This is a genomic window from Bartonella sp. CL434QHHD (assembly GCF_042195145.1).
Classification (GTDB): domain Bacteria; phylum Pseudomonadota; class Alphaproteobacteria; order Rhizobiales; family Rhizobiaceae; genus Bartonella.
Genome location: NZ_JBHINT010000034.1, coordinates 154,989 through 171,688, shown reverse-complemented (window position 1 = coordinate 171,688; position 16,700 = coordinate 154,989). Strand labels below are relative to the sequence as shown.

Below are 16,700 nucleotides of genomic sequence, written 5' to 3'. Positions count from 1 at the left end.
ATGATTTCATTGTTGATATTTTTAGCATATTAAGGAGATTAGAAAAGATGAAAAAAGTAAAAAGTAAGAAAAGTGCAACAAAGTGCAATGATGAAAAGGCTATAACGACCATAACGGTTTCGATGACTTTGTTCCACAGCAAGTTGTTTGAGGGTAGTAGGAGAAAGATTAAAACCTGTTTTTCTCATTTGATTAAAATCTTCTTCTATCCGTTGGAAATTTTGAACCAATTGTGGTGTTTTGCGTGCCAGCGAAAGGAGAGCTTGTGCTCCTTCACTAAAGTCTTTGGCAACGCCTACGGGTCCTAAATTTTTACTAATCCATTCTTTGACAACGGGTTCAGAAGCTTTCCACATATTAAAAGTGGGGTCTAATGTGCGGGCAACGCCTTCCACAACAACCATCGTTTTTTGCAACAATAAAAGTTCAGGTCGCGTTTGCATGTCAAATAATTCAGTGACTTCAAACAATAAAGTGAGCAATTTAGCCATGGAAATGCTTTGTGCTGATTGTCCGTGAATTGGTTCACCAATAGCGCGGTTGGCTTGCGCAAAGCTTTCAATATTATGGTGTGAAGGAACATAACCTGCCTCAAAATGGGCGCGTGCAACCCGATGGTAATCGCGGGTAATAAAGCCATAAAGGATTTCAGCAAGGAAATGCTTTTCTTTTTTACCAAGCCTTCCTGTAATGCCTAGGTCAACAGCAACAATACATCCTTTTTCATCTACAAATAAATTACCAGGATGCATATCGGCGTGAAAAAAACCATCACGCAATGTATGGCGAAGAAAAGATTGAATAAGCGTAATAGCGAGCGCCTTCAAATCAAAACCTGCTTCTTTAAGTTTGGAAATTTCGGATATTCTTATACCATCAATCCATTCCATTGTAAGGACATTCCGTCCTGTCCGTTCCCAGTCAATACGTGGAACCCGAAAGCCTGTATCATGTTGAATATTTTCAGCCATTTCAGATATAGCTGCTGCTTCTAGGCGTAAATCCATTTCAAGCCGTGTTGTTTGTGCTAAAGTATCTACTACACAAACAGGACGAAGCCTTCGAGAGGCAGGGATATAGCGCTCTTGTAAATGAGCAATGAGATAGAATCCTCTAAGATCTTTAGAAAAACGTGCTCTGATATTGGGACGAATAACTTTTACAGCACATTTTGTCGTATGGCCAGTTTCATCACTGTATTCAGCTGGATGAACTTGAGCAATAGAAGCGGCGGCAATGGGGGGATAAAAATTTACGAATAAATCATCAATAGAGCGACCAAGAGAACTTTCAATTTGAGCAATAGCGGCGGTACAAGAAAATGTTTGGACGCGATCTTGTAGTTGTGACAAATCTTTCGCAATATCATGGCCGACAATATCAGGCCTTGTTGCAAGAAATTGACCAAGTTTTATGTAAGAGGGTCCAAGCTTATTAATGGCATACGAAATATTTTCAGATCGCTGTTTCTTTTTTGTTTTGCGTCTTGCTAATGCGCCCGCTATACGATGACATAGCGCTGGAAATCCTTGAAGATCATCATGAGGAAGAGCACTTAAAACACCTTCACGTGTTAAAACCCATCCTGCACGCATCAATTGAAAGTAAGGGGAAATTTGCACCATTTTTAAATTTTCCAACCTGAATGCAGCGCTGCAATCGCACCGGTGAGATTGCGGTACGATACCCGCGAAAACCCCGCATGCTTGATCATATGGGCAAAATCATCTTGCTTAGGAAATTTGCGGATAGATTCAACCAAATAACGATAAGCATCGCCATCATTTGCGATAAATTGACCCAGCGTAGGGATAGCATGGAAAGACCAAAGATCATAAATTTTATCGAGCCAAGGCATCTCGACATTTGAAAATTCTAAACATAAGAAACGTCCACCGGGCTTTAAAACACGAAAAGCTTCTCTAAGAGCTTGATCAATATGAGGAACATTGCGAATTCCAAAAGCAATCGTGTAAGCGTCAAAGCTTTGATCTTCAAAAGGTAGATTTTCTGCATTGGCTTCAACAAAATCAATCAGAGGGGCAAGACCATTTTTTTGTGCGCGTTTTTTGCCAACGCTGAGCATTGAGCCATTAATATCAAGTACTGTAGCATGGGCTTTTTGGCGTGAAGCATTAAGAATACGAAAAGCAATATCACCTGTACCGCCAGCGACATCAAGAACTTTCCAATGAGAAAGTGCTGGTGGGGAAAGCCAAGCAACCATGGAATTTTTCCACACACGGTGTAGCCCTAAGGATAAGATATCATTCATCTTGTCATAATTTTCAGCGACAGAATGAAACACACCATCCACCATGGATTGTTTTTGCGTTTCATCTACTCTTGTAAAACCAAAAGAGTGCTCCATGCCACCCTTGGTTCCTACACGTTCTGTTTCAATTGCCATGTATATGATCTTCCTTATTTTTCTTTTATCGTAAATGAAATAGAGAGGGAATGTTCAACTACGAAAAAACAACGTATAAAACTACGACATTTACACAGCCAAAAACAGAAGAGTACCTTTAGATATCAAGATTGGCAACGTTTAAGGCATTGTCTTGAATAAAAATACGTCTAGGTTCAACTTCATCACCCATGAGACGAGAAAAAAGTGAATCTGCATCGGTTGCATCATTAATTTTTACTTGTAAAAGAGAACGTGCATTGGGATCAAGCGTTGTTTCCCAAAGTTGTTCAGCATTCATTTCCCCAAGACCTTTATAACGTTGAAGAGTAACACCTTTTTTACCGTTTGTAAAAATGCTTTCTAAGAGGCTCATAGGACCAAAAATACGCTCTGTTTTATCTTTGCGACGTAAAAGAACAGGAGGATGATATATGTCGATAAAATTTTGGGAAATGCGATCAATTTGACGTGCATCAGTTGAATTTATAAGTCCCACATCAAGCGTAACAACATCTTTAACACCACGCAAAATACGCTCAAAACATAAACTTCCATCTGCTGTATATTGTCCACTCCAACCTTGTTCCATATCATCAGCAATCAGATTAAGGCGGTGTGCTATAGTATCTGCTATTTTTTGCGCTTTTTCTTGTGATGCAAAGACTTCAAGATTAAAAGCGCCAACAATTGCTGCTTGTTCAACAATATTACGATCATAACGGGTATGAAGACCATTTAAAAGTTGACGTAATATACGAGCATCTTTAGCGAGTTGATACAAATCAGCCCCTGCACGAACTTCTCCCGTTGAAAGCTCAAGCGTTGTTTCTTCTAATCCAGTATCGATCAAGAATTCTTCAAACGCTGCTTCATTTTTAATATATTGGGAAGATTTTCCACGCGATACTTTATAAAGAGGAGGCTGAGCAATATAAAGATGACCACGTTCAATCAATTCAGGCATTTGTCTAAAAAAGAAAGTAAGCAGCAAAGTTCGAATATGGGCTCCATCAACGTCCGCATCCGTCATGATAATAATCTTATGATAACGTAATTTATCCGGTGAAAATTCATCTTTACCGATAGATGTTCCAAGAGCTGTAATAAGTGTTCCAATCATATCAGATGAGAGCATGCGGTCGAAACGTGCTCGTTCAACATTGAGGATTTTACCACGAAGGGGTAAAATTGCTTGATTTTGACGTGAGCGCCCACTTTTTGCTGAACCGCCAGCCGAATCCCCCTCGACAATAAAGATTTCTGATTTTGCAGGATCACGTTCTTGGCAATCGGCAAGCTTTCCTGGCAGAGAAGTGATATCAAGTGCCCCTTTTCGTCTTGTGAGTTCACGTGCTTTGCGCGCTGCTTCACGTGCTGTTGCAGCTTCTACCACTTTACTAATGAGAAGTTTTGCTTCATGAGGATGTTCTTCCAGCCATACTGAAAGACCTTCATTGACCAAATTTTCAACAATAGGGCGCACTTCAGAAGAGACTAACTTATCCTTTGTTTGTGAAGAAAACTTTGGATCAGGAACTTTGACAGAAAGAATAGCTGTTAATCCTTCACGGCAGTCATCACCGGTTAAGTTCACTTTTTCTTTTTTAGCAATACCTGAAGATTCAGCATAGCCATTAATTTGGCGCGTAAGGGCACTTCTAAAACCTATCAAATGAGTTCCACCGTCACGCTGAGGAATATTATTGGTAAAACACAAGACCTTCTCATGATAGGAATCATTCCACCATAGGGCAACATCAACGCTCATACCATCCTTTTCACTTGCAATATAAATAGGATTATCAAGCAGGGCTTTTTTTGATTGGTCAATATATTTGACAAACTCCGTTAATCCACCTTCATAATGCAATTCAACTGATTTAATATCAGCATGACGCTCGTCAACAAGAAGAATATAAACCCCAGAATTTAGAAAGGCTAATTCCCGTAAGCGGCGCTCCAAAGTTTCAAAATCAAACTCAACCATAGTAAAAGTTTCAGAACTTGGTAAAAATCTGATTTCTGTTCCACTTTCTCTATCGCAATCGCCAATAACTTTTAATGGAGCATCAGCTACCCCGTGGGTAAATGATATTTCATGAATTTTACCATTGCGTTTGATTTGCAATTTAAGCCAAACGGATAATGCATTCACAACAGAGACACCAACACCGTGTAATCCGCCTGAAACTTTATAAGAGTTTTGATCAAACTTTCCGCCGGCATGAAGCTGTGTCATAATAACTTCAGCTGCAGAAATACCTTCTGTTGGATGGATATCTGTCGGAATTCCACGTCCATTATCACGAACAGAACAAGAACCATCAGCATGGAGCGTGACGTTTACAAGAGTAGCATGACCGGCTAGAGTTTCATCAATAGCATTGTCTACAACTTCATAGACCATATGGTGTAAACCCGATCCATCATCAGTATCACCGATATACATACCAGGACGTTTGCGTACAGCATCAAGACCTTTGAGAACTTTGATAGAAGCGGCATCATAGTTATTGCTTTGTACTGGTGAGGTTATTTCATCACTCATAAGTTAGTCCATTCCTGTGTTCAATTTACAATATTTTATCCGCTTTTTTCAAAGCTCAATGTTCTGATCAGTTATTTATGGAATAACCACATTAAATATTTACCGTATATCAGATCTAGATTCAATATCTGTCGATATATAATGGAGAGAATGATGAAATGATAGTGTACTGTTATGCTGTAAAACACGAGGGCGGTGATATAAGGCGAATAAACACTTTTGACTTATACAAAAAGTTGTTTCATAAAACGATGCTATTTACTTTGTTTATTTTTGCATATGCGTAATGTTTTAAAATTAGTTATGCATTTTTGTGTTACTCTAACAGAGGTCTTACTTGTTTTATCCATAAATCAATTTTCAATCCTAATTCTACCATATATTTAAAACAAAGGTTACGAGCTCTCTAAGCAGTTCAAACTTTTGTATGTTAGATTGAGGCGAAAATATTGTGTATATTGGTTTGTGTCATCTTTAAAATGTGAAAAAAGCCTCATTTGAGGAAAATATAAACGCGTAAATATAAAAATACGTTTCCACGATCATCTTTTATATTCAACTTTACAATTTTAAAAAACGTCTACGGTGATGTTTTTGAATAATGAGGGTGATGACGCATTGTCTTACGCTTTATGCTTTTCTCATTTCTGTAATGGAGGTTACGTCCCTCATTTAAAACAAAGCACCATTGCGCTGATATTCTCGCGCTTTTTTAAGGAACATCTCTCCATGTTTCCAAACTCATTTTACAACGATGTTTGAATAATATAGCGCAAAATACCCTGTGAATACTACAAGATTCATGTCTCCCACCTTTCCCATCTTGACAATAAAGCACAAACCAGAATCATCATTTTATTTTTCAACTCTTAAATGTTGATGCAACCTTAATGTTGAGAAAAACCTCGGCATTTGAGGGGTATTTTTACTCTTTTCTTCAATAGTATCTATATACTTCCCTAGTTGTGATACGCAAGGAAATGGTCTTAATATTTTAAGATACGCGAGATATTTTGATAAAATAAAGTGTGCCACTAAAGTATATACAGCCTATTTCTTATATTTAAAAAATTAAATCGCCTTTCTCTAAAATTACCTTTTATATATTTATTTTGGAAAATTAACATCAGAAATCTAAGCATTTTCAATGGTTTCAAAAAAAATATATGAAAACTGTTAAATTTTTTAACAGTTTTAAAAAATAGCAAGAATTTTATTTATTAAACGCCAGATATTTTGGTGAAGTGCGTTAGATAATAGTTAAGAAGAGTTGCATCTTAGTTTTGAAAAATGGGGGAGAGATTTTGAAAATAAAAAAATCTATATATGTAAAACATCTTCAATTGCGTTTACGGTATCTTTTATTCAATAATCCATACAATATTTTTATTCGTATTTTATTTGTAGCAGGGGGGGTTCTATTTTCCTCTTACGCAGAAGCTGAAAGGCTGCCTTCTTTTTTTGATTCGCATGAACACTTGGTACAACCTGATACAACGGATATCTTTCGTTTGCGTTTTGTAACAACTTTTGATTTTCCTCCTTTTAATTTTATTGATCAGACGGGGCATCTTGCAGGTTATAATATCGATTTATTGCGCGCTATTTGTTCAAAATTAAAATTAGAGAAGCTTTGTGAAGTAGAAGTGATTCCTTGGAAAGAGCTTGTAGAACATGTTGAAAATGGTGATGCGGAAGTCATTATTGCGGGTTTAAAAGCAACAAGTAAAACCCAGCAAGATCTTGTTTTTACAAAGTCATATTTACGTTTTCCAGCGCGATTTGTTGCTTCTCGACGTTTAAATCTCGATGAGCCAATAAGCGATCAATTGATACATTTAACCAGTGGTGTTTTGTCTAAAAGTGTTCACGAAAAACTCTTTCAACATTATTTTCCTAAAGCCAAATGGCAAGGATTTAAAAAGAGAGAAGAGCTCTATAAAGCGTTACAAGAGCGTAAAATTGACCTTATTTTTGATGATGGATTTGCTTTATCATTATGGTTCAAAAAACAAAAATCTGTTGATTGCTGCCATTTTGTTGGGGGGGCATATATGGCGCCACAGTTATTGGGGCAAGGAATGCAGCTTGCTGTTGCAAAAAAGAATGAAAAATTGGTTGATATACTCAATTATGCGCTGAAATCACTAGAAGAAGATGGTAAACTTACAGAACTTTATTTGCGTTATTTTCCAATAAGTTTTTATTGATGAATAGTTTTTTAATTAAGGGCTGTTAATCTTTCTGCGCCTAGTCGATAGGAAATAGCTTCTGCGAGATGATAGCGTGAAAGAGTATCTGATCCGTCAAGATCAGCAATTGTGCGTGCAACTTTGAGAATGCGATGATAAGCGCGTGCAGAGAGGTGCATTTTTTCACTCACATCTCGTAAGAGTATGGTCGCACTTTTATCAGGAATGGCAATCTGTTCTATAATTTTGGCAGGGCAATCGCCATTGGTACGAATATGATCAAACCCCATTGTTGAAAAACGTTTAGCTTGAATGGTACGGCATCGTGCGACGCGTTTGGCAACGTCGCAGCTTTTTTCTGATTGTTCTGGTTGCATAAGGTCCATAGCTGTCAAAGCAGGGACATCAATCCGTAAATCAATTCGGTCAAGCAGAGGACCAGAAATACGGGACTGATAATCGATTTGACAGCGTATTCCTTTAGGGCAAACATGGTCTTTTTCGCCTGCCATACCACATCGGCAAGGATTCATTGCGGCAATGAGTTGGAAGCGAGCAGGATAGCTAATATGGTGATTAGCGCGGGCGATAACTGACTCCCCACTTTCTAAAGGTTGACGAAGAGAATCAAGAACCTGCGGAGAAAATTCAGGCAATTCATCAAGGAATAACACACCATTATGGGCAAGGGAGACCTCTCCCGGTCGTCCTTTAAGCCCCCCACCAATCATTGCGGCCATGGAAGCAGAATGATGTGGGGAACGAAAGGGGCAATGAAGTGAAATGGTATTATGAACCGTTTCTCCTGTAATAGAAGCAATCAGAGAGACATCTAAAAGCTCACGGCTATCAAGAGGTGGCAAAATGGAAGGTAAGCGTTGCGCTAACATAGATTTCCCAGCACCAGGGGGGCCTACAAACAAAAGGTTATGGCGTCCAGCAGCACAAACTTCTAAGGCACGTTTGGCTGTTTTTTGTCCTTTGATTTCGCAAAGATCTGGAAGTTCAGTTTCGATAGTATATTGGCGCGGTTGTGGACGTTTTTGAATTTGGGTTCCTTTGAAATGGTTGACTATAGTGAGCAGAGTCTCTGGAGCAAGAATATTTATTTCTGCATTTGCCCATGCTGCTTCAGGTCCACATTGGAAGGGACAAATCAGCCCTTTATCGAGTGATAAAGCTGTCATGGCGGCTGGTAAAACACCATTAACAGCGGTAAGCGAACCATCCAGTGATAATTCTCCTAAAATGATATAGTCTTGTGCTACTTCAGGAGGGAGGATTCCCATAGCAAGCATTAAGCCTACGGCGATTGGCAAATCATAATGCGATCCCTCTTTAGGCAAATCAGCTGGTGCAAGATTAATCGTAATTCGTTTAGTAGGCATAGAAAGTCCACAAGCGTGGAGGGCTGCTTGTACACGTTCACGGCTTTCTGCAACTGCCTTATCAGCTAATCCAACAATAGCCATTCCTATTTTACCAGACGAAATCATAACCTGTACATCGACAGGGACTGCTTCTAGACCGCGAAAAGCAACAGTTGTAATACGTGCGATCATTTATTTATTTTCCCCCTTTAGACTTGGTAGAGACAATCATATCTATTTATAAAAATCAAGAAGCATCTCTATGGTTTTTTTTATAGAGAGATCTATATACATGGGCAGTTTTTAGCGTTCTCATGGAAAGTCATTTGTACAAATTTAACCATGATAATATGGGACGCAATAAAACATTTATAATAAGCTAAATAAATATGTTAAGAAAAAAAGAATGAGGCTGTTCGTGTTATACAACAGTGCAGAATTTTATGAAAATATAAGGGGAGGGTGACGTTATGTATCGCAGAGTGTTATTTGATGTGATAAAACGCGTAAAATGTGCAAAGTAATTATATTTACCTTTCTTATTTTTATATTATTTAAAGCGTAGTAGATGCAAAGTGTATTATAAGGTATCTGATTTTATGGTATACCAGACAAGAATTTTGTTAAAATCAGGGACTGTGCGCTGTGTCTTTATAGGCTTGTGTTTTTCTTTTTCTTTTCCACAGCCTCTTGCTGCATTTGATTTTTTCGGCATTCCTCTTTTTGGTAAAAAGAAAACAAATTCTCCTTCACATTATGCCAAAAGTACAGAGAGATTTTATAAAGTTGATGTTGTTGCACCGCCAGGTGCGCCATTAGAAGGTATAAAAATAGTTAAATCTGTTTCTTCTCTTGTTGCTGATAAAGAGAAAGCATCCGCCAGTTCTTCTGGTTTGCTAGCCAAGGCGCGTTCAGATTATCGAGCAATTCTTTCTGCTCTTTATGCTGATGGACGCTATGGTGGTGTTATTAGTATTAAAATTAATGGCTTAGAAGTCGCTGATTTAAGTCCGGTAACTCAACTTCCAGCACAATCGAATATCGTTATTACAATTAATGCTGGTCCACAATATGTTTTTAGTATTGCCAATATTGATAAAGTAGCTCCGTTTGAAAAACGTAAAGCGCATAAAATGTCCACAATTGAAGAATTGGGCTATAAAGTTGGGGCTATTGCTAAATCTGAAACCATTTTGAAAGCAGAAAAATGGGCGATAGAAGGATGGCGGCAACAAGGTTATGCTAAAGCTAAAATTATGAAGAGTGAAGTCGTGGCTGATCATGCTACATTGCGTGTTGAAGGACGGATTGTTGTTGGTCCTGGACAAAAGGCTCATTATGGTCCTTTAAGTGTGCGTAATATAAGTAAGAAACCACGTGTAGATTCAGCTTATATCGCGTGGATGACTGGATTGAAACCAGGGCAGATATACGATTCCGATGCGTTAGCTAAGGCAAATGAACGTCTTGCGCGCCTTGGTGTTTTTCGTGCTATCAATATACGTGAGGCTGATACTATTAATCTAGATGGTAGTTTACCGCTTATGCTTGTTGTACAAGAACGTAAACCGCGTCGTTTTGGTGTAGGCGGTAGCTATTCAACATTAGATGGTGCTGGTTTTGAGACTTATTGGATGCATAACAATCTTTTGGGTCATGCAGAGACTCTTAAAATTGAAACAAAAATAAGTGGTGTTGGTAGCAATAAAAAGCAATCATATAATTTTAAAAATTTTGATTATCTTTTCGGTGGCACGTTTATAAAGCCTGGGGTACTCACGCCAGATACAGATCTCAGGTCAGAATTAAAAATACAACAAGATGTTTTAGAAAATTATACGACAAAAGCCATCAAAGGAAAATTAGGTATTACGCATATTTTCAATGGTAATCTATCGGGACAGGCTGCTGTAGAAGTTTCAAATGGTTATTCACGTGATATCTATTTTGGGAGCCGTAATTTTACAACAATCGGTTTCCCTAGCGGCTTGATTTACGATAGTCGTAATAATAAGTTTAATGCAACAAAAGGTTTATATGGTGAAGTTTTCATTGAGCCTTTTTATGAGATGCGTTTTAGCAACTTTGTTGCAAAAGTAACAGCAGAAGGTCGTTCTTATTGGGCGTTGGATGAAGGGGATCGTTTTGTTGTTGCTGCGCGGGCAAAGCTTGGTACAATTCTTGGGAATGATACAGCACAAGTACCCGCAAATACGCTTTTTTTTGCTGGTGGTGGGGGCTCTGTTCGTGGTTATGCTTACCGTAATATTGGTATCAAAATAGAAAATGATGCGGTTGTTGGTGGACGGGCGCTTATTGAGGGATCGGCAGAATTGCGTGTTTCTTTAAATGATAAAATAGGGGTTGTCGGTTTTCTTGATGGAGGTTTAGTAGGGGAAAAGGCGAATTTTGATTTTTCTCAAAAAATTAAATGGGGAGCCGGTATAGGAGGACGTTATATGACGGGTCTTGGTCCTTTACGCGTTGATTTAGCCTTTCCTTTAAAGAGAGAGAAGGGTGACCCTCGCATTGGTTTTTATGTGGGTATAGGGCAAGCATTTTAATGAAAAAAGGTGTACGTTTATCAGCTTTCTTCTTTGTATTTTTGTTTTTTGGGGTGGGTGGTTTTGTTTTTGCGCAAAGAGGAGACATTCTTCCCTCTAGCGAAATGAAAACAGATGATCGCTCATGGTTTGTTTCTTTAATTGAACGAAAGCTTTCAGCGCCTAATCGTCAAGTTCGTTTACACAATATGCAAGGGACACTGTCTTCTCAAACATCAATTGATACTATTACTGTCAGTGATAAAAAAGGGGTTTGGCTTAAAATTACCAATGCTAAAATGGATTGGAATCGTCTAGCATTGCTGAGAGGGCGGATGGATATTAACCAGCTTTCGGCAGAACAGGTTACATTTTTACGCAAACCGCAAGGCAATTCTTCTTTTGTTTCTTCCCTTGAGACGGGTAAGTTTTCTTTACCAAAATTGCCGCTTGCTCTTTCTATCAATACGCTTACTGCTCAACATGTGACATTTGAACAGAATCTTTTTGGTTTTTCTGCTGATATGTCCTTAAAAGGCAATTTCACCTTGGCTAGTGGTAATTTTGATGTCGATATAGCGGCGCATCGTTTAGATGCACCGGGTTCTTTTTCTGTTCTCACCAAGATATCTGATAGTAATCGTACAGCTCAAATTGATATTTCTGCTAACGAACCACAAAATGGTATTTTGGCAAATATTTTTAACATTGAACAATGTCCAGCATTAAATCTCGTCCTGAAAGGTGATGGTACTTTTGATGATTTGGTTATCAAACTTTCTTTAGAGTCTGATCATCATTCTATTGTAGATGGTAATGTTATTCTTGCAAGTGTTCCAGAAGGACAGAGTTTTTCTACGAAACTAGAGGGAACACTGAGCCCTTTAATACCTTCTCAATATCGTAGTCTCTTCGAATCTAATATAACATTAAAAGCAAAGGCAAGAAGAACAAAAGAAGGTGTGACACACCTTGATCAGATGGTTATTCAGAACAAAGCAATGAACGTTATAGCCAATGCTGAAATAACCGCCGATGGATTTTTGCGACGGCTTTTTGTTGATGGAAAAATGGCTCTTGATAACGAAAAGGATTCTGTTCATTTACCTATATCAGACGTGCCAAAATCTGCGAATACTCTTGCTTTGAACATTGACTATGGTCGCGAAGGTCAACAATCTTGGAGTGGGCGGTTGGTTGTAAATCATTTAAGCAATAAAAATATTTATATTCGCGATGCAATTTTTGATATGGGAGGAGTAAGCGAAAATCTTGATAATGCAGCTTCTCGTCATGTTGGTGTTCAGGTTAAAGGGACGCTTCAAGGGGTTAAAAAGATTAAGGGAGCGTTAGTAGAAAATTTAAGCCAAGCGGTTCATGTGCATTTAGATACGGATATTGTTTCGAACAAACCAATTTTGATTCATGATCTGAGTGTTACGGCTCAGGGTTTTTCTTCTTGGTTAAAAGGGACAATGGAGAATTTTGTTTTTAAAGGCGATCTCGGTTTAAAAGCTCAAACATTAACTCCTTTGGAAGTGTTCAGTAAACAATCACTTTCTGGTAGTGCAGATATTAAAGCCAAAGGAACGATCAGTTTATTGAGTGGCATTTTTGATCTCCAATTATCAGGAATGGCTGACGATATGAAAATAGGCATGCAGTCTTTTGATCGTTTATTCAAAGGAAACATCACTCTTTCAGGTGGTGTTACTCGAAATACGAGGGGTGTCATTTTTCGTCATTTTAATTTGAAAAATCAATATACAAACATAGAGGCTAATGGTTATTTTTCAGATGAAAGCGCTAAAATGGATCTATCTGCTCAAATATCTGATTTGTCCAAATTAGATCCAAAGATAAGCGGTGCGCTTACAATTCAAAGTACGGCGAGAGGGCGCAATAGCCATATAAAACTAAATACACGTGCCCATATTGCTGAAGCATTAATTGTAGGGAAGAAACTTCAAAACACAACACTTAACATAGATGCATTTGTAGATAATACAGCACCAATTACTTCTTTAACGGGGGTGGTAAAAGGTGAAGGGATTTTTGCTAAGAAACCTTTGCATGTATCGGCCTCTTTTGAAGATTCTCATAAAATTCGAAAACTTAAAAATATCGATATTAGAGGGGGAAGTGCAAAAATAACGGGTGATCTTTCTCAACAACTTGGCGGTTTTTTGAAAGGAGCGCTGCATATTGATGCCGATGATATTTCCGTACTTTCAGCGTTATTTTTGCAGGATGGTAGTGGAAAAGTAAAAGGAGATTTTATTTTTGATGAACAAAATGGCAGACAAAAAACCAATGTGAAGGCGCATGTTAACCATTTGAATTTTTCCAAGAATAAAATAAAAAAATTGGCAATAGATGCTGACATATTCGATCCTTTTGGCATGACTCAGTTTGAAGGAGTTATCAATGCAGAACATATTCAAACACCTTTGGTAATGATCAATCGTTTAAATGCTCACGCTGATAGGAATAATGGACAAACGGTTTTTACTGTCCAAGCGATGTTGCATGATACTCTCAATGCACGGCTTTCTGGTCGTTTAATGGTTGAGGAACTTCCAGAAAGTATAAAACGAGAAGTGCAAATTGAAACTGTGGACTTAAAACAACATACTTTTCATGCAACATTGCCGAAGCCATCCATAATTGCTTTTGATAAAGATGGAATGACAATCAATGAATTAGGAATTGCAATAAATGGAGGCAACATCATCTTAGCAGGGAATATTCAAGATACCATGAATTTGCAACTTACAATGAATGCGCTTCCTGCTGCTTTAGTCAATCTGTGGAAATCCGATCTTGGAGCAGCAGGGAGTGTAACAGGGCAGGTTATGATTCGTGGTCATTTAAAAAAACCTAATATAACTTACGATATAAAAGGTGAGGGACTGACAACCGTTGCTTTTCAAGATAAAAAAATTATGCCTTTTTCTCTTTCTGCTACGGGGAACACTGTAGATCAAAATCTTACTTTGAATGCAAATTTAACAGGAGAAGGAGTACAAGCACAAGCTCAGGGGCATGTATCTCTAGAGAAAAATGCGCTTGATTTTCATATTAATTTGCAAAATTTATCTGCACGTTTGGCGAATGGTTTTATTGCAGGACAAGCGCTTGATGGGACAGTGATAGGTAAAGTTGATATTGGTGGAACAATGAAGGATCCATCTGCTCATTTTGAGCTTTCTAGTCAAAATTTAACCGCTATGACGCATAAAGGACCGATGTCAATCAATATAAATGCTCGTGGTTCTTATAAAAAATCGACATTTCATATTGAAAATATGATAGCTACTGGAGATAAAGGATTAGATCTTTCCATCCATGGGCCTGTGTCTCTTAATGGTTCAGAGGCAAAATTAGACGTTAAAGGGATAATGCCTCTTGATTTTGTTAATCTCTTATTAGCCAAGCGTGGTGCACATATAACGGGTACAGCAAGAATTGATACAGCTCTTAATGGGGCGTTATCAAAGCCACAATTGTTAGGAAATATTTCTATAGGCGACGGTAGCTTTTTTGATTCACAAACAAATGTAGGATTGAATAATATAAAGCTTGAAGGCAAATTGAAAGGTGATCATATCCTTATAGAGAAAGCTTCAGCTTCTTCGTTTGAGGGGGGGGGGGATTTCTGCTTCAGGTCGTATCTCTAATAGTCTAGAGACAGATTTGATATTTCATCTTGATAATGCCAATTATAATGATGGTTCTATGATTCTGGCAACATTATCAGGTGAGATGACAATGACAGGTCATTTTTTAAATAATCTTGTTCTTGGTGGTGATATCATCGTTGAAAAAGCTGAAGTTTTTGTTCCTGATCATTTTAAAAGTGCCAAGTTTCTTGATGTTAGAAATAAGAATTTAACTAAATCGATTCAAACAACACTTGAACGTGCTGATGTTAAGAACACGAACAAAAGCAAAAGCCGTATAGTTACACAAGAATCGTCATCTGTCGTGCTATCAAATATGCGTATTACAGCACGCAATCAATTTTTTGTACGCGGAAAAGGCTTAGATGCTGAACTGGGAGGACGCATTAATCTAGCAGGTCCATTGAATGATGTGCATCCAGTTGGTGAATTTAGAATGATTCGTGGACGTTTTGATATCCTGTCGCAACGTCTTAATTTTGATCAAGGACAAGCGAGTTTTAGTGGTAATCTTAATCCTACGGTTTATTTTGTAACCAACAATAACAGTGGTGATATTCGCGTCACTGTAACTGTAAGTGGGACGGTTGATAATCTTGATATTAATTTTTCTTCACAACCAAATTTGCCTCAGGATGAGATTTTGGCTCGTTTGATTTTTAATCGCTCTCTTAATGAATTATCACCATTTCAGATTGCTCAACTTGCAGCAGCAGCGGCTGATCTTGCAGGTGCTTCTAATACATCTTTGTTGAATACTTTACGAACTAAAATTGGACTTGATGATCTTGATGTTATCGTTAATGAGAAGGGTAATACAGGCTTACGTATTGGACGCTACATACACAATAATATTTATTTGGGCTTTGAAGCAGGGTCTGATGGAACGACGAAAGGGACAATTAATTTAGATATTTCGCGTCATCTCAAAGCTAAAGGTGCTATAGGAAATGAACAAAATTCTAGTATAGGTCTCTTTTATGAAAGAGATTATTAAAGATTGAATTTTAAAAAAACAATTTCTTCGTTTTTTGTCTTTCATTTCTAAATCTGAGGAAGGAGGCATAGACTAGAAATCCTATAAAAGAAGAAGCTTTTTGTTGAGGCGTGAAGAGATATATCTGAAATATTCGATTTTTTGTTATGCTATTCTCTAAAGGGACAAAATCTTCACGAAAGATAGTATGTTATTTTGCTGCTATATATTTATTTTAGAGAAATACCTTACCTTGTTTTCAAGCCCATATCGTGCTGTTGCCTAAAGAATGTAGTGTGTGCAATATATTGATTTATAAAGATAATTTATTGTTATTCAACTTGAATTAGAACTTTGAATATCGTACGAATCTCTTTCGTATTGAATCAATCAAAACCATTCGGCTTGTATGCTACAAGCGGGGAATCCTGTGTGGATAAAACTATTAAGAAATGACTAAAAATGCCTCTTATGAATCATCTCGAGAGCTAAGAGCTGTCGCAACATTAGGGACTGGCAGAATAGTGTGAATGGTGCCGGTTTATTACTCCATAAGCGTAAAGATAGAGGGGGTTAATGGATTTATCGTTATACAGTTCACGAATGTTATCGCGAAATGGGCTTAGGGAAGACTTTGAGAAAGGTCTCTTTAAAACAAGTACGTGAATTTGCAACACAATGGCATTCTGTTTTTACGTGAAGGACATGATTCCATTAAAGACCGTCAAAAGCATGAGGCAAGCAGAGAATTCATAAGATATCGATTTTATTGTCAAACGCATTTAAAGCAATATTTTTTAATAATAAAAATTACCTATTATTTTAGATTTTTGTTTATTGTGTCTTGAATGAGATCACTTTTCTTATAACGAATAGCTCCCCAAACAGAATACTCCAAAATATAACATTATTGTGTTGCAAGTTTATGTACTTGTTTTAAAGGAACATTTCTCAGTGTGCGCTTGAGTCTATTTC

6 protein-coding genes and 1 pseudogene are annotated in these 16,700 nt (G+C 37.7%); 3 read left to right on the top strand and 4 right to left on the bottom strand.

Annotated elements, in window-relative coordinates; translation table 11 throughout:
- Positions 1-38: 38 nt before the first annotated feature.
- From ubiB to gyrB, 3 genes are all read right to left on the bottom strand, one after another.
- Positions 39-1,625: a 2-polyprenylphenol 6-hydroxylase gene (gene ubiB, locus ACFILN_RS05555; RefSeq protein ID WP_375671049.1), complete on the bottom strand. Its 1,587-nt coding sequence runs from the start codon at positions 1,623-1,625 to the stop codon at positions 39-41.
- A gap of 2 nt (positions 1,626-1,627) precedes the next feature.
- Positions 1,628-2,410, bottom strand: coding sequence for a bifunctional demethylmenaquinone methyltransferase/2-methoxy-6-polyprenyl-1,4-benzoquinol methylase UbiE (gene ubiE, locus ACFILN_RS05550; RefSeq protein WP_273790210.1), 783 nt, complete (start codon positions 2,408-2,410; stop codon positions 1,628-1,630).
- 118 nt (positions 2,411-2,528) lie between these two features.
- Positions 2,529-4,961 carry a DNA topoisomerase (ATP-hydrolyzing) subunit B gene (gene gyrB / locus ACFILN_RS05545; protein WP_273790211.1) on the bottom strand — a complete coding sequence of 811 codons (2,433 nt, stop codon included), beginning with the start codon at positions 4,959-4,961 and terminating at the stop codon, positions 2,529-2,531.
- Between the two features lie 1,304 nt (positions 4,962-6,265).
- Here gyrB and ACFILN_RS05540 point away from each other — a divergent pair.
- Positions 6,266-7,171 (top strand): transporter substrate-binding domain-containing protein, encoded by a 906-nt coding sequence (locus tag ACFILN_RS05540; protein WP_375671047.1) that lies wholly within the window; start codon positions 6,266-6,268, stop codon positions 7,169-7,171.
- Between the two features lie 11 nt (positions 7,172-7,182).
- On the opposite strand, the gene ACFILN_RS05535 is transcribed toward ACFILN_RS05540, so the two are convergent.
- A complete protein-coding gene (locus ACFILN_RS05535; protein ID WP_375630585.1) occupies positions 7,183-8,715 on the bottom strand; it encodes a YifB family Mg chelatase-like AAA ATPase in 1,533 nt (510 codons plus the stop codon).
- A 407-nt stretch (positions 8,716-9,122) separates the two neighbouring features.
- On the opposite strand from ACFILN_RS05535, the gene ACFILN_RS05530 reads away from it, so the two are divergent.
- Positions 9,123-11,087 (top strand): autotransporter assembly complex family protein, encoded by a 1,965-nt coding sequence (locus ACFILN_RS05530; protein WP_375671045.1) that lies wholly within the window; start codon positions 9,123-9,125, stop codon positions 11,085-11,087.
- Positions 11,087-15,746: pseudogene (locus ACFILN_RS05525) on the top strand (translocation/assembly module TamB domain-containing protein). The gene ACFILN_RS05530 and the pseudogene ACFILN_RS05525 overlap by 1 nt, the downstream one beginning before the upstream one ends.
- The last annotated feature ends 954 nt before the right edge of the window (positions 15,747-16,700 follow it).

Bases quoted from the DNA above. Each gene is read 5' to 3' on its own strand.
- gyrB (WP_273790211.1), bottom strand. From the start codon at position 4,961: ATGAGTGATGAAATAACCTCACCAGTACAAAGCAATAACTATGATGCC.
- ubiE (WP_273790210.1), bottom strand. From the start codon at position 2,410: ATGGCAATTGAAACAGAACGTGTAGGAACCAAGGGTGGCATGGAGCAC.
- ACFILN_RS05535 (WP_375630585.1), bottom strand. From the start codon at position 8,715: ATGATCGCACGTATTACAACTGTTGCTTTTCGCGGTCTAGAAGCAGTC.
- ubiB (WP_375671049.1), bottom strand. From the start codon at position 1,625: ATGGTGCAAATTTCCCCTTACTTTCAATTGATGCGTGCAGGATGGGTT.
- ACFILN_RS05530 (WP_375671045.1), top strand. From the start codon at position 9,123: ATGGTATACCAGACAAGAATTTTGTTAAAATCAGGGACTGTGCGCTGT.